Origin of the sequence: Actinocorallia herbida (assembly GCF_003751225.1) — a bacterium.
GTDB lineage: Bacteria > Actinomycetota > Actinomycetes > Streptosporangiales > Streptosporangiaceae > Actinocorallia > Actinocorallia herbida.
The window spans coordinates 3,068,986-3,088,032 of record NZ_RJKE01000001.1; the positions used below are offsets into that span (position 1 = coordinate 3,068,986).

Annotated in this window: 15 protein-coding genes; 7 read left to right on the forward strand and 8 right to left on the reverse strand. The window is 73.7% G+C overall.

Annotated elements, in window-relative coordinates:
- Positions 1-48 precede the first annotated feature (48 nt).
- Positions 49-552, forward strand: a complete 504-nt coding sequence (locus EDD29_RS14320) for a hypothetical protein (protein WP_170201400.1) — start codon at positions 49-51, stop codon at positions 550-552.
- A gap of 38 nt (positions 553-590) precedes the next feature.
- Here EDD29_RS14320 and EDD29_RS14325 read toward each other — a convergent pair whose 3' ends face one another.
- A complete protein-coding gene (locus EDD29_RS14325) occupies positions 591-1,283 on the reverse strand; it encodes an HAD family hydrolase (protein ID WP_211359716.1) in 693 nt (230 codons plus the stop codon).
- Between the two features lie 63 nt (positions 1,284-1,346).
- Positions 1,347-2,261: a serine/threonine dehydratase gene (locus EDD29_RS14330; RefSeq protein ID WP_211359717.1), complete on the reverse strand. Its 915-nt coding sequence runs from the start codon at positions 2,259-2,261 to the stop codon at positions 1,347-1,349.
- Positions 2,262-2,331: 70 nt separating this feature from the next.
- Between EDD29_RS14330 and EDD29_RS14335 the strand changes: the two genes are divergently transcribed.
- Complete coding sequence (locus tag EDD29_RS14335) at positions 2,332-3,231, forward strand: LysR family transcriptional regulator (protein ID WP_123664880.1); 900 nt, start codon at positions 2,332-2,334, stop codon at positions 3,229-3,231.
- 196 nt (positions 3,232-3,427) lie between these two features.
- Here EDD29_RS14335 and EDD29_RS47675 read toward each other — a convergent pair whose 3' ends face one another.
- From EDD29_RS47675 to EDD29_RS14365, 6 genes are all read right to left on the reverse strand, one after another.
- Positions 3,428-4,120, reverse strand: coding sequence for a sigma-70 family RNA polymerase sigma factor (locus tag EDD29_RS47675; protein WP_123664881.1), 693 nt, complete (start codon positions 4,118-4,120; stop codon positions 3,428-3,430).
- Positions 4,121-4,215: 95 nt separating this feature from the next.
- On the reverse strand, positions 4,216-5,028 hold the full coding sequence (locus EDD29_RS14345) for an alpha/beta hydrolase (protein WP_123664882.1): 813 nt from the start codon (positions 5,026-5,028) through the stop codon (positions 4,216-4,218).
- Between the two features lie 37 nt (positions 5,029-5,065).
- On the reverse strand, positions 5,066-5,896 hold the full coding sequence (locus tag EDD29_RS14350) for an alpha/beta fold hydrolase (protein ID WP_123664883.1): 831 nt from the start codon (positions 5,894-5,896) through the stop codon (positions 5,066-5,068).
- Positions 5,897-6,120: 224 nt separating this feature from the next.
- On the reverse strand, positions 6,121-8,904 hold the full coding sequence (locus EDD29_RS14355; protein WP_123664884.1) for a helix-turn-helix transcriptional regulator: 2,784 nt from the start codon (positions 8,902-8,904) through the stop codon (positions 6,121-6,123).
- Between the two features lie 77 nt (positions 8,905-8,981).
- A complete protein-coding gene (locus tag EDD29_RS14360) occupies positions 8,982-11,831 on the reverse strand; it encodes a helix-turn-helix transcriptional regulator (protein ID WP_123664885.1) in 2,850 nt (949 codons plus the stop codon).
- Positions 11,832-11,872: 41 nt separating this feature from the next.
- Complete coding sequence (locus tag EDD29_RS14365; RefSeq protein WP_123664886.1) at positions 11,873-13,084, reverse strand: low temperature requirement protein A; 1,212 nt, start codon at positions 13,082-13,084, stop codon at positions 11,873-11,875.
- Between the two features lie 227 nt (positions 13,085-13,311).
- Here EDD29_RS14365 and EDD29_RS14370 point away from each other — a divergent pair, with 227 nt between their 5' ends.
- The 5 genes from EDD29_RS14370 (at position 13,312) to EDD29_RS14390 (ending at position 18,776) form a co-directional block, all read left to right on the forward strand.
- A complete protein-coding gene (locus EDD29_RS14370) occupies positions 13,312-14,055 on the forward strand; it encodes an SDR family oxidoreductase (protein ID WP_123664887.1) in 744 nt (247 codons plus the stop codon).
- A gap of 146 nt (positions 14,056-14,201) precedes the next feature.
- Positions 14,202-15,263 (forward strand): class I SAM-dependent methyltransferase, encoded by a 1,062-nt coding sequence (locus EDD29_RS14375; RefSeq protein WP_123664888.1) that lies wholly within the window; start codon positions 14,202-14,204, stop codon positions 15,261-15,263.
- Positions 15,260-17,095 carry a ferritin-like domain-containing protein gene (locus EDD29_RS14380; protein ID WP_123664889.1) on the forward strand — a complete coding sequence of 612 codons (1,836 nt, stop codon included), beginning with the start codon at positions 15,260-15,262 and terminating at the stop codon, positions 17,093-17,095. The genes EDD29_RS14375 and EDD29_RS14380 overlap by 4 nt, the downstream gene beginning before the upstream one ends.
- Entirely contained in the window at positions 17,092-18,054 is a 963-nt protein-coding gene (locus EDD29_RS14385; protein WP_123664890.1) for an alpha/beta hydrolase, read from the forward strand. The genes EDD29_RS14380 and EDD29_RS14385 overlap by 4 nt, the downstream gene beginning before the upstream one ends.
- Positions 18,054-18,776: an alpha/beta fold hydrolase gene (locus EDD29_RS14390; RefSeq protein ID WP_123664891.1), complete on the forward strand. Its 723-nt coding sequence runs from the start codon at positions 18,054-18,056 to the stop codon at positions 18,774-18,776. The genes EDD29_RS14385 and EDD29_RS14390 overlap by 1 nt, the downstream gene beginning before the upstream one ends.
- Positions 18,777-19,047 lie beyond the last annotated feature (271 nt).

Genomic DNA, 19,047 nt, shown 5'->3' on the forward strand with positions numbered 1-19,047 from the left:
CTCGGTTGCGACGGATATGTCGGGAGACCGCGTGCCATGATCCTTCACATGACACGGCAGGAGCACGGACCCGGCGGACGCGCGCTGCGGGCCGGGGGGCAGGGCGCGGTCGCGGCGGCGGCAGCGGGAGCATTCGCCGGGCTGGTCTTCATGGCGGGTTTCGCGGTCGAGACCGGCGGGACCTTCGCCGCCGACGGCCGGGACTTCGTCGGCTGGCTCTCCCTCATCGCCGCGTCCTGTTCGAGCGTGGTGGCCTTCCCCGTGTTCGCCTACCTGCTCTTCCGCAGGAACCGCCTCGGCCGGGAAGCCGGTGCGGTGCCGGCTTCGGTCGTGGTCACGTACGCCGCGGGCGGCAACGCGATGCTGCTGTCCGCCACCTGGCCGCACTCGCCGACGGTCGTCGTGCTCGCGGTGGTCGGCGTCGCCACTGCGGCGCTCTGCTTCGCCGCGGTCGCGCTGGGCCTGGACGAGCGCGCGGCCGGCCGCCGGCGCGCGGTGGCCTTCGCGGTTCTCGTGATCGTGCTCGCCCCGAGCCTCTTCCGGATCTTCTGAGCACATGCGGAAACGATCCCGGCGTTCTGCTTCGGGAGTCAGATCAGGTCGAGGACGCGGGCGAGGGAGTCCGGCCTGAGGTCGACCGGCAGGTGGTCGACGAGGTGCACGCGGCAGCCCAGCGCGGCGGCGCCCGTGTCGGCCTGGCGGTCGTCCCCGACCATGAGCACGTCCGCGGGCGGGAGGCCGAGCTCGTCGCAGGCCGCCTGGAAGATCCGGGGATCGGGCTTCTCCACCCCCACCTCGTAGGACAGGATGAGGACGTCGAAGTACCGGTCGAGTCCGTGGAACTTCAGGACGGGCCGCGGGTCCCAGCCGATGTTGCTGACGACGGCCAGCCGGATGCCCCGCTCGCGCAGGGCGTGGAGCGTCTTCTCGGCGTCGGGGTAGGGCCGCCACGCCACCGGCAGCGAACTCCGGTCATAGAGGGCGTCCGCGAGCGCGGGGTCGGGCAGCCCCGCCGCGCGGGCGAGCCCCGTGTAGCAGGCCCGGTGGAACTCCGCGCTCAGGTCTTCCCGGTCCCGCCAGAGCGCGGCCACGTGGGCGGGCACCTCGCGGGGCGGTGCTCCGCCCGGAATCGCCCCCATGGCCTCCAGCCGCCCGGCGCACGCCGTGAACTCGGCGTCGTCCATCTTCGGACCCGACGAGCCGAGCACGCCCCGCAGCGCCTGCTCGGCCGATTCGACCCGCATCAGCGTGCCCGAGAAGTCGAACATCACCCCGCCGACCAACTGCCCTCCCCGCTTCGTTCGCCGATCCGGGGCAAGCCTGCCACGCCGCGGGCTCGGGCGCGGTCAGGCGGGCGTCCAGTCGGTGTTCGCGCCGCAGAGGACGAGGCAGGGAAGGGCGCCGGGGACGCGGCCGGCGAGCCAGGCGGCGAACGGGGTCGCGGCCGCGGGTTCGACCGCGACGCGGAAGTGCTCCCAGAGCAGGTCGCGGGCCGCGCGGATCTCGTCGTCGGAGACGAGGACGGAGCGGACGGAATCGGTGGAGAGCAGAGCATAGGGAAGGACGCCGATGCGGGTTGCGCCGAGGGCGGAGGAGGCCACGGAGTCGATCTCGGTGTCGACGGGGCGGCCCGCCTCCAGCGCGGCGGCGAGTGCCCGGCAGCCGTGCGGCTCGACGGCGACGGTGGTGCGCGATCCGGCGGCGAGCACGGTTCCCGCGGCGAGGCCGCCGCCGCCCACCGCGACCGCGATCGCGTCGACGGCGGGCTCGTCCGCGACGATCTCGGCGGCGAGCGTGCCCTGGCCCGCGATCACGGCGGCGTCGTCATAGGCGGGGAGGTACCTGTGGCCGGGCCGGGCGGCGGCCTCCTCCGCGGCGGCGGCGGCCTCCGCGTAACTCGCCCCGAACCGGACGAGCCGGGCGCCCGCCGCCTCGATCCGGCGTGCCTTGCCCTCGGGGACCGTCTCCGGCACGTACACGGTGGCCCCCACCCCGAGCAGCGACGCCGCGGTGGCGACGCCCAGTCCGTGGTTGCCGCCCGAGGCCGTGACGATGTGCAGGTCCTGCGGCCCGGCGAGGATGGCGTTGACCGCGCCCCGCAGCTTGAACGACCCGCTGCGCTGGAGGTACTCGAGTTTCAGCAGGATCCGGCGCCCGTCGACCTGGGCGTCCAGCAGCGGAGTGCGGCGGACATGAGGAGCGATCCTCGCGGCGGCGGCCGCGACGTCCGCGGCGTCCGGCAGCGGCATGGTGACGGTCATGACCCCATCCTGCGCGGCTCGCGGCCATTAGCACCAGCGACCATTCCTGAGGTCCCGTTAGCATTGCTTAATGACCCTTGACGTCGGGAGGCTGCGCGTCCTGGTCGAGGTGGCCCGCGCGGGCTCGATCGCCGAGGCCGCCCGCCGCATGGCCTACACGCCTTCGGCCGTGTCGCAGCAACTGGCCAAGCTGGAAACGGAACTCCAGACCCGTCTGGTGGAGCGCACCGGCTCCGGCGTGCGCCTCACCGAGGTCGGCGCGGTCCTCCTCCGGCACGCCGAACGCGTCCTGGGCGAGCTCCGCGAGGCGGAGGCCGCCGCCCGAGCCGCGATCGGCGCCACCCAGCACCGGATCGCCCTGGGCACCTTCGCGACGGCCGGGACCGCCCTGGTTCCCACGGTCCTCGCCGAGCTCCGCCTCCGCCACCCCGAGACCCACCTGACGCTCCTCGACCTGGAGCCCCCCGACGGCTACGCCCTGGTGACCTCCGGCGACCTCGACCTCCTCATCACGCACCGCTACCCCGGCGTCCCGGCGGTCCCCACCCAGGGACTCACCCGCAGCCCCCTCCTCGCCGACCCCCTCCGCCTGGTCCTCCCCGCCACCCACCCCCTGTCCGCCCACTCCGGCCCCATCCCCCTCGCCGCCCTCCGCGACGACCACTGGATCTCCGGCACCCCCGGCGTCCCCAACCGCGTCTGCCTCACCACGCTCACCACCGCCGCGGGCTTCACCCCCCAGGTCAGCTACGAGACCCGCGACTACGCCCTCACCCTCGCCCTGATCCGCGCCGGCCTGGGCATCTCCCTCATCCCCTCCCTCATCCTCCCCACCCCCACCGACCTCACCGTCCACTCCCTGGCCGACGCCTCACCGACCCGCAGAATCTCCCTCATCCACCGCTCCCGCCCCACCCCCCTCACCACCGAACTCATCACCCTCCTCCGATCCACCGCCCGAACCCTCTGACCCCCGCAGAACCCGCCCAGCCGCGGAAGCCCCCGTCCTTGACGAGTGCCACATGACGGCGACCTGCGGTGGAGACCCGATGCCGCCTCGAGGCCGACCCTCGAAGTCCCGGGGCAGGGCCCCTCGGGACCCGGGTGGGCCGTCTGCGGGTTTCGCCGGAGGGCGGCCGGGTCGGGAAGCGGGATGGAGCAGGGAGTCAGGCGGCCTTGGGGGTGGCGGGGGTGCGGGGGGTTCTGGGGTGGAGGCGGGTGATGGGGGTGGGTGGGGCCAGGAGGGTTTCGAGGGGGGTGAGGTCGCCGGTTCGGGAGGCGGTGCGGAAGGCGGTGAGGAGGGGGCGGGGGTCGAGGGTGGCGGACCTGGTGCGGGGGGCGGCGAGGAGGCGTTTGCGCGCGCGGCTGACGAGCTGGCGGGTGGCGGGTTCGGTGAGGTGGATGATGGCGGCGATGTCGGCGTAGGGGTAGTCGAAGGCTTCGCGGAGGATGTAGGCGGCGCGTTCGTTGGGGGAGAGTCGTTCGAGGATGAGGAGGACCGCGGACTCCAGCGCTTCGGCGCGCTCCGCGCCGAGGTGGGGGTCGGCCGAGGTGTCGACGGGGTCGGGGAGCCAGGGTCCGATGTAGGTCTCGCGGCGGAGGCGGGCCGACTGGGCGGTGTTGATGGCGAGGCGCGTGGTGGTCGTCGCCAGGAAGGCCGCCGGGTTGGTGACGGCGGCGCGATCGCAGGTCTGCCAGCGGAGCCAGGCGTCCTGGACGAGGTCCTCGGCTTCCTGGACGCTGCCGAGCATGCGGTAGGCGATGCCGAAGAGGCGCGGACGGACCTCGTCGAAGATCCGCGCGGCGTGCCCTAGATCGTCAGGTCCGGTGGTTTCCTTTCGCGGTGCGGCGAGCGCCACGGTGTGCCCTTTCTGCGAGCTGTTGAAGAGGAGTGGACGGGCGCCGCTTGTCCCCGCCCCCGAGCCGGGGACAAGCGGGCGGTTCTGCGGACGGCTCAGCGGGCGGCCTTCTCGATGACGTCCGCGACGGCGCCCGCCTTGGTGATCAGCGCGACGTGCGAGGCGTTGAGCTCGAGGGTGTGGGAGCCGGCGCGGGCCGTCATGAAGCGCTGCGCGGCCACCGGGATGGCCTGGTCGGTCTTGGAGATGACGGCCCAGGACGGCAGCCGCTTCCAGGCCGGGGTGCCCTGGGCGGGCTCGGACAGCGCGCCGTAGGTGATGGGCCGCTGGGTGGCGCCGAGGAGGCGGGCGGTCTTGGCGGACAGGCCGCCCGCGAAGACCTCGGCGAACGTCTCGGTGCGCAGGTAGATGTCGGCGTCGCCCGACGGGAGCGGGACGGTCCGGATGGTGTCCGGGCCGATCTTGCTGCCCGGGAAGCGGGCGGAGATCGAGAAGGCGTCCTCGCCCGTGTCGGGGATGAAGGCCGAGACGTAGACGAGGGACTTCACGTCGGGGTCGGGGGTGGTCTGGCCGATGACCTCGCCGCCGTAGGAGTGGCCGACGAGGACGATCGGGCCTTCGATGCTGGCGATGACCGTGTCGAGGTAGGTCGAGTCGGCGGCGAGGCCGCGCAGCGGGTTGGCGACGGCGACGGCGGTGTAGCCGTCCTTCTGGAGGCGCTCGATGACGCCGTTCCAGCCGGAGGCGTCGGCCCACGCGCCGTGCACGAGCACGATGGTCGGCTTGACGGGCTTCGGGCCGCCCGCGGTGGCGGGCCCGCTGGAGAAGGACAGGGACGCGGCGGTCAGCGCGAGGCCGGTGAGCAGCCCGGCGAAGCGCAGCGGACGGGTACGGCGTGTGGTGTTCATACGGGTTCCTTGTTCTCGTGTGGTGCGGAAGGCGCGGTCAGCGGAGGAAGTCGATGAGGGCGGCGTTGACCTCGTCGGCGTGGGTCCAGCCGATGGCGTGCGGGCCGCCTTCGACGACCTCGTAGCGGAGGTCGTGGAGGTGGCCCTTGAGCCGGTCTCCGGTCACGGCGATCGGCATGATCCGGTCGTCCTCGCCCTGAACGGCGAGGACGGGGATGTCGAACTTCGCGAGGTCGTCGCGGAAGTCGGCGGTCCAGGCGGCGACGCTGTCGTGGGTGGCGGTCGCGCTCGCCGCGGCGGCGACGGTGAAGAACGCCCGCAGCGCGTCGAAGCCGATCCGGGAGCCGCCCAGGACGTCGGCGTTGTGCGCCTCTTCGAGGAAGTTCTTCAGGAAGGCGAACCGGTCGGTGCGGATCTCGCGCCGCATGTCGGCGAAGATGGACCAGTCGATGCCCTCGGGGTTGTCGTCGTCCCAGCCGAGGCAGGGCGGCAGCGGCGCGAGCATCACCGCCTTGGCGACCCGCGCGGAGCTGTACGTCCCGATGTAGCGGGCGACTTCGCCGGTGCCCATGCAGGACCCGACGAGAACGCCGTCGCGCAGGTCGAGCGCTTCCATGAGGACGCTGAGGTCGGCGGCGAAGGTGTCGAAGTCATAGCCGAACGAGGGCTGGTCGGACTTGCCGAATCCACGCCGGTCGTAGGTGATGACGCGATGCCCCTCGTCCAGCAGCGCCGCCGTCTGCTTCTCCCAGGCCGCCCCGCTCAGCGGGAAGCCGTGGACGAGTACCACGGGAGTTCCCGAACCGTGGTCCTCGTAGAAGAGATGAATCGCCTTGCCGTTCTCTTCACCGACTTTCACGTACGGCATTTGCGTCTCCTTCGGGCCGGCGCTCCACCCGGACGTTCCGGGCTTGCCACCTCACCATCCCTGTTTCGCGGGAGAACGGCATGACATGAACGAATGAGATCTCCTGCCGCAGTTCGGGGGGACTTCGGTCCCGACGGAACAGGGTGTGGCCAAGGGCTTTCGCGGGCACGCGAAGGACCGGAACCGCCCGTCAGGGAATGGTCCCGGTCCTTGTCGCCGTTCCGTCAGTCGACGGTTCCGTCGCGCTCCAGGTAAGCGCGGGCGAGTTCCACACGGGAATTCACGCCGATTTTGTGGAAGATGTGCATGACGTGGGTGCCGACGGTCGCGGGGGAAAGGAAGAGCCGTTCCGCGGCCTGCCGGTTGGTCGCGCCCTCGGCGACGAGCGCGGCGACCCGCCGTTCGGCGGGGGTGAGCGCGCCCCAGCCCCGCTCGGCGCGCCGCCGGGTCCTGCGCCGCCGGTGCCCGGCCGCGCTCAGCCTGCGCCGGACCTCGGCCGCGGCGTGCTCGGCGCCGGTGCGCGTGTAGCCGCTCTCGGCCCGGGTGAGGTGCTGGACGGCGGCGGCCTGGTCGGATTCCAGGAGCAGTCTTCCGGCGTCCTCCGCCGCGGCGGCGAGCGGCAGCGGGCAGGGCAGCCCGTCGAGGATCCCGACGGCCCGCAGGACGGCGTCGGCCTCGCCGTCGAGGAGCCCGCGGGTGTGCGCCGCGATCGCCGCGAAGTAGGGGACACCGGGGTTGAGCCCGGCCCGGAGCTCCGCCTCGGCGACCAGGGCGGCGGCGTGGTCGCGGAGGCCGCCGTCCAGGAGGGCCCGCACGAGATGCGGATCGTCGGCCGGGTCCGCGGGGAACCCGGACGCGGTCGGGGGCCCGCAGGTCGTCGCGGCCTCTTCCAGCAGGGCGCAGGCCCGGTCGGGGGCGGCGAGGAGCGCCGCGGACCGGGCGCCCGCCCGGCGCAGCGGTCCCGCCCCGTCGCTCAGCCGGGTAGCCGCGAGCTCCGCCGCGGCGTGGTCGCCGGTGAGCGCCGCGACCCGTCCGATGACGGCGAGGGCCTCGAAGGCGACGGCCTCGCCCGAGCCGGATTCCTCCGCCAGCGCGAGCGCGGCCTCGGCTTCCGTACGTGCTTCGGCCAGGCGTCCGGTGGTGAAGAGCAGCCGGGCGCGGACCGCGCGCCAGAGGTCGAGCCCCTGGCCGTGGCCCGGCCGCTGCGCCGCCGCGACGCCCTCGTCGGCGGCGCGCAGCCCGTCGTCGACCCTGCCGGTGATGCCGTGCAGCGCCGCCGCCCAGACCGCGGGGAAGAACAGCGCGGAGGAGTCCGGAGCCGCGGCGACGGCCGCCGCGGCCAGGCTTTCGGCCTCGGTGAAGTCCAGCCGGAAGGCCCGCAGCAGGGAGTCGGCGGTCCGCAGCAGCGCGACGGCCGGGTCGCTCCCGGCCCGTGCGACGGACTCGCCGGCGGGCGCGAGCAGCAGTTCGGCGGCCCCGTCGTCCCCGGTCAGAAGGGTGGTGAGGCAGTGCAGCGCCGTGAGCTGCGCGCGCGGCTCGTCCGGCGCCCCGTCGAGGCGGGCGCCCGCCCGGCTGTGCCGCAGCGCCTCGGCCGACGACCCCCGCAGCGCCGCCATGGCCGCGCCCAGCCTGACCCGTGCTTCGACGGCCACAGGCAGGGCGCCTTCCAGGACGGACTCCGCGAGCGCCAGCCCTTCGCCGGCCCGGCCGGTCCGCGCGAGCAGGGGAAGAGCGTCCGCGACGGCGTCGGCGCGTTCCGCCGAGCCTTCGGGGGCGAGCTTGACGGCCTGGAGCGCGATCGGCACCGCGGCCTCGGGTGAGCCCTCCGACAGGTCGGCGAGCGCCCTGCGCAGCAGCGCGGCGGCCTCGGCGTCGCCGGGCTCCGCGGTCTCCGCCATGGCCAGCGCGACCTGGGAGAGTGCCGCGCCGCGCGCCAGGCTGAGGTCGGCGGCTTGCTTGCGCAGCGCCCGGCGCAGCGACACCGGCACGGTCCCGCGGATCGCCTCGCGGACGAGGTCGTGCCGGAAGGTGAGGGGGTCGGTGGGCCGGACGAGGTCGGCGTCGACGGCCTCCTGAAGGGCCGCGACGAGTTCGGCGATGGTCCGGCCGCTGAGGTCGGCGAGCCGGTCGGCCTCCAGGTCGCGGCCGAGGACCGACGCGAGCTGGAGCACCTCCCTGGCCAGCGGGGAGAGGTGGCCGAGGAGGCGCTGCGCGGAGCCGTAGGAGTGGATCGGCGAGTGCCGCCCGGTCAGGTGGGCGACCGCGTCCGACCGGGTGACGGCGCCCTCGCCGACGAGCCCGCGGAGGGTCTCGGTCACCTGGAGCGGACGTCCTTCGGCCTGCCGGAGGAGGGCGAGGATGTCCGCGTCCGGTTCGGCGGCCAGCAGGTCGCGGGCGATGAGGGCGACCTCGTCGTCGGGCAGGGGGTCGAGGCGCAGGGTGCGGGCGCCGCTGTAGGTGAGCTTGGCGACGGTGGCCCGGACGTCGGCGTCCGGCGAGCCGGTACGGACGGTGGCCAGCCACAGGACGGGCTGGCCGGTGAGCCGGTCCGCGAGGGTGCGCAGCGCGAGGAGCGTCCCGGCGTCGCACCACTGGAGGTCGTCGATGACGATGAGCAGCGGCCGGTCCTGCGCGGCCCGCCGCAGCTGGTCCTGTACCGCCTGGAACAGCCAGAACCGCTGGTCGGCGGCCTCCGACAGGGTCCGGAGCACCCCGGCGTCCACGACGGGCCGGCCGTCGGAGACCAGCGCCTGGAGCAGCGCGCCGAACGGGATGATCTGGTGGTCGCGCTCGCCGGTCCCGGCGAGGACGCGGACCCCGGTGGACTCCGCGAGCGCCCGCGCCTCACGGGCGAGACGGCTCTTCCCGACGCCGGGGCCGCCCTCCACGAGGAGGACACCGCCGTTCCCTTCGCACAGCCGCTTGATCAGTCCGGCCAGGTGGGCGACTTCCCTATCGCGTCCCCTGAGCCGGGGCTCACACAGAGACCCTTCCTCCACCGACTGCATCGGTCTCCCTCTCTCCTGCTCGCCGGGACGGCTTCGTGCCGTCCCGTCCACCGCTCCGCCGAACTGCCGGCGGGGCGTCACGCCAAAAAGTCCGGTCGGTCCAGCACCAGCCGCGTCAGTTCCACCCGTGAGACGACCGCCAGTTTCTGGAAGGCGTGCCGCAGGTGGGAGCTGACGGTGTGCGGGGAGAGGTACAGGTGCGCCGCCGCCTCCCGGTTCGTCGCGCCCTCGGCCACGAGCCGGACGACGTCGAGTTCGGCGGGGGTCAGCCCGAGCGGGCCCTCCCCACCCCGTTCCGCCGGCGAGGGGCGGCGCACGCCGAGGCCGCGCAGCCGCCGCCGTACGCGGGCGGCCTCCCTGGCCGCGCCGCTCGTGGTGTGCCGGTCGAGCGCGGCGTCCAGGAGGGCGACGGCCCGGTCGGTGTCCCCGCCGAGGGCGAGCAGCCGTCCGGCGTCCTCCGCCGCGGAGGCGTGCAGTGGCCTTCGTTCGGCGTCCGCCAGCAGCGCGACGGCCTCCTCCGCAAGGTCGCCGTCCACCTGGAGCAGCGCGCGGGCGTGCCGGGCCAGCCCCCGCACGAGCCGCACGTCAGGGTTGCGCGCGGCGAGCCGGTCGAGTTCCGCGACGGCCTGGGCGGCCCGCTCCGGCGCCCCGGCCCGCATGGCGATCCGGGTGAAGACGACGAGGTCCGCGAGGTCGGGCGGGGTCGCGAAGCACGGTTCGAGCCCGCCGACGACGGACCCGGACAGGAGGTCGAGGGCCCGGACGGAGTCGTCTTCGGCGTCGGCCGCGAGCGCCGCCATCCACGCGCCGGTGCGGTGCGCCGCGGGGAGGGGGTCGGCCAGGAAGCGCGTCCCATCGGCGGCGCACCGCCGGATGCCCTCCTTGTCGCCGACCGCCAGCGCGACCCGGCCGAGCACATAGCGCGCGGTCACCTCGGTGAAGACGCCGGAACCGAGGTCACCGGACATGGCGAGGCCCGCCTCGGCTTCGGCCTTGGCGTCGGCGAGCCGTCCGGCGTCCAAGAGGAGCCTGGCCCGGGTCATCGTCCACAGGCACAGCGCGGGGGCCTGTCCGGTCTTCTGCGCCCGCGCGATGCCGGCCTCGGCTTCGCGCAGGCCCTCGCCCGTCCGTCCCGCCGCGCCGAGCAGCAGGGTGTGCCAGCAGGATTCGGGGATCCACCGGGCGTCCGGCACGTCGGCGGAGGCGGCGAGGCCGACCGCGCGGTGCTGGAGGCGGAAGGCCTCGGCGAGGTCGCCCCGGTACAGCGCGACCACCGAGGACGCGGCGAGCGCGGTCGCCTCGGCGACCCGGTCTCCGCAGGCCAGCGCCTCGGCCTCGGCGAGCCGCGCGGCCCGGTCGGTCTCGCCGATCTCCGCGCAGAGCGAGAGGTTCAGCGCCTGCACGGACAGGAGCGCCGCGCGCATCCGGGTCGACAGGCCGGGCAGGTCCAGCGCGGTCCGGCACTCGCGCACCGCGTCGGCGAAGGAGTGCCTGCCGGACAAACGCGCTACGCCGAGTCGTACCCGTGCCTCGGCTTCCGGCTCCAACCGGCCGCTCAAGGCCCGATCTGCAAGCGCGCGCGCTTCGTCGGCCTGCCCGTCCCGCCACAGCAGCATGACCGTCTCGCCGACGACATCGGCCGTCTGCGGGCCGGCCGGACCGGACAGCTCGAGGGCGCGCCTGCTGACGGCGGCGGCCGCCGCCGGGTCGTGCGGCGCGAGGTCGGCGGCGGCGCCGCGCAGCAGCTCGACGGCCCGGTGATCGCCGGGCAGCGCGGTCGCGGCGAGTTCGGCGGCCACCCGGGCCGGGGGCTGCCCCTGGTCGAGCCGGACGTCCACGGCGCGCCGCCGCAGGCTCCGGCGCAGCGCGGCGGGAAGGGTGGCGGCGACGGCCTGCCGGATGAGGTCGTGCCGGAAGACGAGCCCGTCGTGCCCGTCCACGAGAAGGTCGGCCGCGACCGCCTCCCGGGTGGCGGCGGTGAGTTCGAGCGCGGACACGTCGAGCAGCGCGGCGAGCTCGCCGACGGTGACGGTCCGGCCGAGCGCCGCGGCGATCCGGACGGCGTCACGGGTCGACGGCGCGAGTTCGTCGAGGCGGTGGCGGATCGAGGAGCCGAACCGCAGGGGCAGTCCCTCGCGGAGGGGCCGCGCCGACGGGCCGCGTTCGTCGCGCAGGCCGCGCAGCAGCTCGACCAGCAGCAGCGGGTTCCCCTGGGCACGGCGGGCCGAGCAGAGCAGGTTGGCGTCGGCGTCGGCGCCCAGGACGTCCCGGGCGAGCGCGGCGACCGCGTCATCGGGCAGCGCGCCGAGTTCCAGCCGGACCGCGCCGGTCTCGCGCAGCCGCTCGGCGAGCAGGCCGAGGGAGGCCGTCGGGGCACAGCCCTCGGCGCGCGCCAGGGATCCCGGCCGCAGCGCCAGCACCCAGAGGATCGCCTGCCCGGCCAGCCGCTGGGGCAGCGTGCGCAACGCGAGCAGCGACGCGGCGTCGCACCGGTGCGCGTCGTCGATGAGGACGACCAGCGGCCGCTCGGCGGCGCGCTTCTCCAGCCGCTCCTGGATCTCCTGGAGCACCCAGAAGCGCTGGTCCTCGGAGGTGAGCCCGCGCAGGACCGCCTCGTCCAGCACCGGGTCGGGGCCCGAGAGCAATGCCTCGAAGAGCGCCCCGAACGGCGTCATCCGGCTGTCGGGCACCCCCGTGGCGCACCTGCGGTCGATGCCGGCGGCCCCGGCCCGTCGGCTGATCTCGGCCAGCAGCCGGGTCTTGCCCGCCCCGGGCGCGCCTTCGACGACCACCACGCCGCCCGAGCCCGCCGCGAGCGCGGCGAGCCGGGCGTCGATCAAGGCGAGTTCGGCGGCGCGGCCGCGCAGCGGACGGGAGGACAGGTCATCGGCCTGAGGCGGGAAGACGCACGCGACGGCCCGGTTCATGAGGGAGCTACCGCCTTTCGGGGGAGTGGCGCAGGGGAGGGTCAGGACAACCGGCAGAAACGGGACACCGAGGGGAAGGTGATGAGGACCATCAGCACGGACACCGCGGCGAGCGCCGCGATGACGGAGGCCGCCCCGGTGTACGGGGCCGCCAGGGGAAGCAGGAGGAGGGCGGCGACCCCGCAGCCGACCACGATCGGACGGAGCACGTGGTCGGCCAGGATCGGCGTGTGGATCAGCCACAGCAGCCCGACGAAGATCGCGGCGGGCACCGCGACGGCGTAGCAGATCGCCAGGGGTGAGGCCGCGACGCCGTGTCCGGTCTGCTCGACCGCCACCTCGAGTCCGGCCCCGAGGGCCGCGAGGGCCGCGAACACGCCGTAGTGCCCGTACCCCCACAGGTAGGAGGCGTGCCGCCGGGCGCTCAGCCCCTCCCCGGAGGGCAGGAGGAAGTAGAGCCACCACAGCGCGAACAGCAGGACCAGGCTGGACGCCGCGATGACCACGAGGGTGCCGCTGACATCGGCGGCCTCCAGGGCGGCGCGAACTCCGTTGGACGAGGCGAGCACGCTCTCGCCGAAGAGGATGATCGTGAACAGCCCGTAGCGCTCGGCGATGTGGTGGGGGTGCCACGTCGTCGGCTGCTCGCGCTCGGCCCACCGAGGCACGCCGAGTTCCAGCGCGGCCAGCAGCACGAACGAGGGGACCTGCGCCGCGGACGGCAGTGCGCCCGCCTCGGCCAGCACGAGGCGGAGGATCCAGCCGCCCTCCAGCACCGTGATCCCGGCGGCGTACCGCAGCGCGGTCCGGCGGCTCGCCGGATGCTCGGCCGCGGCCCGCAGCCACTGCGCGACGAGCGCGACGCGCATGATCAGGTAGCCGATGGTGATCAGCAGGAAGTCGCCGTGGTCGGACGCCGCCGGCACCCCCGCGGCCAGGACCAGCACCCCGCCCATCTGGACCATCGTCAGCAGCCGGTAGGGGGCGTCGTCGGTGTCGTAGGACGAGGCGAACCAGGTGAAGTTCATCCACGCCCACCACACCGCGAAGAACACCTGGAGGAACGGGAGCACCCCGTTCAGCGCGTGCCCCTCGGCGACGTGGTGCGCGAACTGCGCGGTGACCGCGGCGACCGCGACCACGAAGGTCAGGTCGAAGAGCAGTTCGAGCTGGCTCGCGGTGCGGTGCGGCTCGTCGACGGCGCGCGCGGTCATCCGCACCCGGATCCGGTACTCGGCGCCTGCGGGGGGCATGGCCTCTCTCCTTCCGTCGGTGGAGTCCCCTTGGCGACGGCCTTCGCGGGCCGTCGAGACTCCGTATGCCGAGAAGACAAGGCGGCGCGCGCTCCTGTGACACGGGTCGTGGATCGTTTTTGATCTGCCTTCGATTTCCGCCGACCTGTCACAGCGGGTGGCGGTGCCCGGTCATAGCTGTCGACCGGGCACCAAGGGAGTCCCGGCGGACACAGAAGGGCCTTGGCATGAAGATCGTGGTCATCGGCGGCACCGGCTTGATCGGCTCGAAGCTCGTCACCAAGCTCGGTGAGCACGGGCACGAGGCGATCGCGGCCTCGCCGAACACCGGCGTGAACACGCTCACCGGCGAAGGGCTCGCGGAGGTCATGAAGGGCACGGACGTCGTGATCGACGTGTCCAACTCGCCGTCGTTCGAGGACGCCGCGGTGCTGGAGTTCTTCACCACCTCCACCCGCAACCTGCTGGCCGCGGAGAAGGAGGCCGGGGTCGGCCACCACGTCGCGCTGTCGGTCGTCGGCACCGGCCGGCGCCCCGACATCGGCTACTTCGCGGCGAAGGTCGCTCAGGAGAACCTCATCAAGGAGTCGGGCATCCCGTTCTCCATCGTGCACGCGACCCAGTTCTTCGAATTCGGCCAGCGCATCGCCGATGGCGCCACCAAGGGCAACGAGGTGTACATCGCACCCGTCGCCTTCCAGCCGATCGCGGGCGACGAAGTGGCACAGAACGTCGGCCGGACCGCGGTGGGCACCCCGCTGAACGGGTCGATCGAGATCGCGGGCCCGACGCGCTACCAGATGGACGAGTTCTTCCGGAAGGCGCTCGCGGCATGGGGCGACCCGCGCGAGGTCGTCACCGACCCGCACGCGCACTACTTCGGCGCGGAGATCGACGAGCTGACGCTGGTCCCGGGCGAGGGCGCGACCCTCGGCCAGATCACCTACAAGGACTGGCTGAAGACCGCCTGACACGGCACGTCCGTGCCCATTGCGGGGGACGCGGCGGAGCCTGGCGCAGAGTGTGCCGCCGTGTCCCCTCCCACCCCGACCCCTGACGCACCGAGGAAGCGCACGGCCGCCGCCGCAGCGGCGCCGGAGAGGTAAGGACAGGCCAGATGACCGCAGTGGCGATGGAAGCCGAGTTCGACGACATCGCGGGCTGGACCGCGGACGCCGTCGCGCAGCTGGGGGAGCGCTACGCGATCCCGGCGGCCTGCCGCGGCAGCGCGAGCCCCGCCGCGCTGGCCTGGCTGGCCGAGGCGTGCGAGCTGTCGACCGGGACGGTCCTGCTCGACGTCGGCGCGGGCGCCGGGGGCCCCGCGGCCTGGGCGGCCAAGCGGTTCGGCGTCCGGCCGATCCTGGTGGAGCCGATGCCGGCCGCGTGCCGCGCCGCCGCCCGGATGTTCGGACTGCCCGTCATCATGGCGGACGGCCGGGACATGCCCCTGCGGTCGGCGTCGATCGACGTCGCCTGGTGCCTGGGCGTGCTCGACACCGTCCGGGATCAGGCGGGGCTGCTCGCGGAGATCCACCGGGTCCTGCGGCCCGGCGCGTCGCTGGGGCTGCTGGTGGTCGTCGCCCGGGATCCGGGGATCTCACCGGTGCCTGAGGGCAACCACTTCCCTACCCAAACCGCACTTGCCGCGCTCCTCGACGCCGCGGGCTTCGACCTGGTCGAACAGGTCGAGCGGCCGAGTGACGCGCCCCTGTCCTGGTCGCGGCGCGCCGCGCAGGTCGCCGAGGTCGTCGCGACCCGGCACCGCGCGGACCGCGCCTACGCGCTCGCGGCGCACCAGAGCGCGAGCTTCACCCGCCTGTTCGCGTCCGGACAGGCCTCGATTCAGCTGATCCATGCGGTCAGGCGACCGGATCGCCGGACGCAGGGCCCGACCCCCCATGGAGGAGAGATGAGCACGCAGAACGGCGACGACGACGTCGAGTTCGACCTCGAGATCGAGATCGAGGTGGAACTGAGGGAGGCCGTGGCGAGCCACGCGGAAGAGGTCATGGCGCAGCCGCCGGAACAGTGGCTGTTCGACCCGGTCGAGGAGCAGGCCTACGAGGTCGAACTGCGCAGCCTTCTCGGCGCGGTCGTGGAGCTGAAACACGGCGCGCCGGAACCGGCGGACCAGCCGGCGCACCCCGACCCTTCGACCGATGAGACGAGACTCCCGTGAACGCCCCCGTACAGCACCTCACCGTGCCCGTGCCCGCGCCCGACCCGGTCGCGCCCGCCCGCATCACCACGCTCGACGACCTGCGCGAGCACCTCCAGTGGGCGATCGAACTGGAGCACGCGACCCTCCCGCCGTACCTGTGCGCGCTCTACTCGCTGGACCCCGAGCGAAACCCCGAGGCCGCCCAGCTCGTCGCGGGCGTCTTCGTGGAGGAGATGCTCCACATGGCGCTCGCCGCGAACCTGCTCAACGCGGTGGGCGGCCGGCCGGAGCTCGACACGCCCCGGATGCTGCCCCGGCACCCCCGGCGGCTGCCGCACGGCGACCCGTCCCTCGAGCTGTCGCTGCTCCCGTTCGGCCCCGAGGCGCTCGACCTGTTCCTCAGGCTCGAGCAGCCCGCGCCCTTCGACGCCCCGGCGCAGGCCGACGGCTACGCGACGATCGGCCAGTTCTACGCCGCGATCGAGGAGGGCTTGCGGGACCTGTGCGCCCAGCTCGGCGAGGAAGCGGTGTTCTCCGGCGACCCGGTACGCCAGGTGCAGAACCGCCACTTCCGGCACACCGCGGGACGGATCATCGCGGTCACCGACCTGGAGTCGGCGCTGACCGCGCTCGCCGAGATCGTCGAACAGGGCGAGGGCCTGCTCCGCAACGAGGTCTGGGACGGCGACCGCGATGTGCACCACCCCGAACGGGACGAGGTCGCGCACTACTACCGCTTCCACGAGCTCAAGGTCGGGCGGCGCTACCGGCGCGGCGACACCCCGGCGTCGGGCCCGACCGGCGAGGCGATCGGCTTCGACCCCGACGGCGTGCACCGGATGCGGCGCGACCCGCGGCTGGACGACCACGAGCCGGGCGACCCGATCCGGGACGCGCAGGAGGAGTTCAACCACACCTACTCCGCGCTGCTGCACCTGCTGGAGCAGGCGTTCAACGGGAGCCCGCGGCTGCTCTCGGTCGCGACCGGCACCATGTACGGGCTCCAGGAGCAGGCCGAGGCCCTGATGCTGATGCCCGACGGCGACGGCATGACCTCGGGCCCGACGTTCGACTACGTCCCGCCGGAGGAACGCGGCTGGAGCCAGACCGACCGGCGGCGCATCGCGGTGCTGCCCGACGGCCCCTACCTCGTCTACGGCAAGGTCCCGCTCCGCCGCAAGACCAAGATCGTCGGCCCGGAGAACAAGGACGCGCTGACCTGGAAGACCGGCGAGCGGCTGGAGACCGAGGAGACCTACGCGCTCTGCCGCTGCGGCCGCTCCGCCTCCAAGCCCTTCTGCGACGGGACCCACGCGGTCGTCGGCTTCGACGGCGCCGAGAACGCCATCACCACGCCGTACCGGGAGCTCCAGCACGTCCACGACGGCACCGGCATCTCGCTCCAGCGCGTCGGCGAACTGTGCGTCCACGCGGCGTTCTGCATCGGGCACACCAGGCCGATCGCCAAGATGCTCGACGACACCGCGGACCCCGACGTGCGCTCCAACATCATGGGCCGCGTCGACCACTGCCCGTCCGGGTCCTACACCTACGCCCTGGAACGCGGAGGGCAGACCGTCGAGGTCGACCTCCCCGAGGCGATCTCGGTCCTCGAAGAAGAGGACGGCCTGGCCAGCGCGCTCTGGGTCACCGGCGGCGTGCAGGTGCACCGCTCGGACGGCAAGCCCCTGGAGACCCGCAACCGGATGACCCTGTGCCGGTGCGGCCACTCCGCCAACAAGCCTCTCTGTGACGGAACACACCGGTCGATCGGCTTCCGTGAGGAGCCGGTCGGCGATTTCGGCCGGGCCACCGATGCCCCGGCCACTACGGAAGGAAAGCCGGAATGAGCAAGCACATCCTGGAGCCGGCGGCGCAGGCGATCGCCGACGCCACCTCCAAGCCCCCGTTCCTCTACGAGCTGGGCGCCGAGGGCGCGCGCAAGGTCCTGGACGACCTCCAGAAGACCCCCGTCACGCTGCCGGAGGTCGACGACAAATGGCTCACCGTGCCGTCGGAGGTCGGCGAGGTGAAGGTCAGGATCGTCAAGCCCGCCGGGACCGCCGACGAGATCCTGCCGGTCGTGCTGTACGTGCACGGCGGCGGCTGGGTGATCGGCAACGCCGGCACCCACGACCGGCTCGTCCGCGAACTCGCCGTCGGCGCGCACGCCGCCGTCGCGTTCGTGGAGTACGACCGCTCGCCCGAGTCCCGCTACCCGGTCGCGATCGAGCAGGCCTACGCGGCCGCCCGGTTCCTGACCGCCAACGGCGCGAAGGGCAACCTCGACGTCTCCCGCATGGCGATCGCGGGCGACTCCGTCGGCGGCAACATGACCGCGGCCCTCACCCTGATGGCCAAGCAGCGCGGCGACGTCAAGTTCGTGCACCAGTCGCTGTACTACCCCGTGACCGACGCGGGCCAGGACACCGACAGCTACCGCGAGTTCGCCGACGGCCCCTACCTGACCGCCAAGGCCATGGCCTGGTTCTGGGACGCCTACACCACCGACCCCGCGCAGCGCGCCGAGATCACCGCGTCGCCGCTGCGCGCCACCCTCGACGAGCTGGCCGGCCTGCCGCCCGCGTTCATCATCGTGGACGAGAACGACGTGCTCCGCGACGAGGGCGAGGCCTACGCCCGCAAGCTCACCGAGGCGGGCGTGCCGACCATCAGCGTCCGCTACAACGGCACCCTGCACGACTTCATGATGCTCAACCCCCTGGCCGACTCCCGCGCCGTGCGCGGCGCCGTCGCCCAGTCGATCGTGGTCCTCAAGTACGCCCTGCACTCCGGAAAGGCCAACTGATGAGCACCACCGAGAAGCCCGTCATCGTCCTGGTCCACGGCGCCTTCGCCGAGTCGGCCAGCTGGAACGGCGTCATCCGGAACCTGCACGGTCGCGGCTACCGCTCGGTCGCGGTGGCGAACCCGCTGCGCGGCCTGGACGGCGACGCCACCTACGTCCGCGACGTGATCAACGGCCTCGGGGGCCCGGTCGTCCTCGTCGGGCACTCCTACGGCGGCATGGTCATCACCGAGGCCGCGGCGGGGCTCGCCTCCGTGCAGTCCCTGGTCTACGTGGGCGCGTTCGCCCCCGAGACCGGTGAGAGCGCGTTCGAGCTGTCCGGCAAGTTCCCGGGCAGCTCCCTGGGCGCGGCGCTGGTGTCCTACCCGGTCTCCACCGGCGGCGACGAGTTCCGCATCGACCCGGCCAAGTTCCACTTCCAGTTCTGCGCCGACCTCGGCGCCGAGGAGGCGGGCCTGATGGGCGCCACCCAGCGCCCGGTGACCGAGCGGGCCCTCACCGACGGCCTGAGCACCGCCACGCCGGCGTGGCGCACGACCCCGTCGTGGTTCGTGCACGGCGAGCGGGACCTCAACATCCCGGCCGAGGCGCTCCGGTTCATGGCCGAGCGCGCCTCCTCTCGCGGGACCCGCGAGGTCGCCGGCGCGTCCCACGCGGTCGGCGCCTCCCGGCCCGACGAGGTGGCCGCCGTCATCCTCGAGGCCGCGGGCGAGAAGGCCTGAGCGCACCACCCCGTCAGCGCGGGCACCGCCTGAGCTGACGGAACGAGAGCGGCGCGCCGCGTGGATCAAGGGAGGATCCACGCGGCGCGGCCGTTTCCAGGATGGCACCCCACCGGGCGGGGCGTCCCCACCGCCTCATACGTCGCCCGGACCGGAGATCGACCCGTTCCCGCGCGGGTGCGCGTCAGAGGGGCCGGAACCGCCCTTGCCGATCTCGTCACAAATCGCGGGCCTGTCCGGTCATTCCTTGACCATGGGCGGGCGAGTGCCG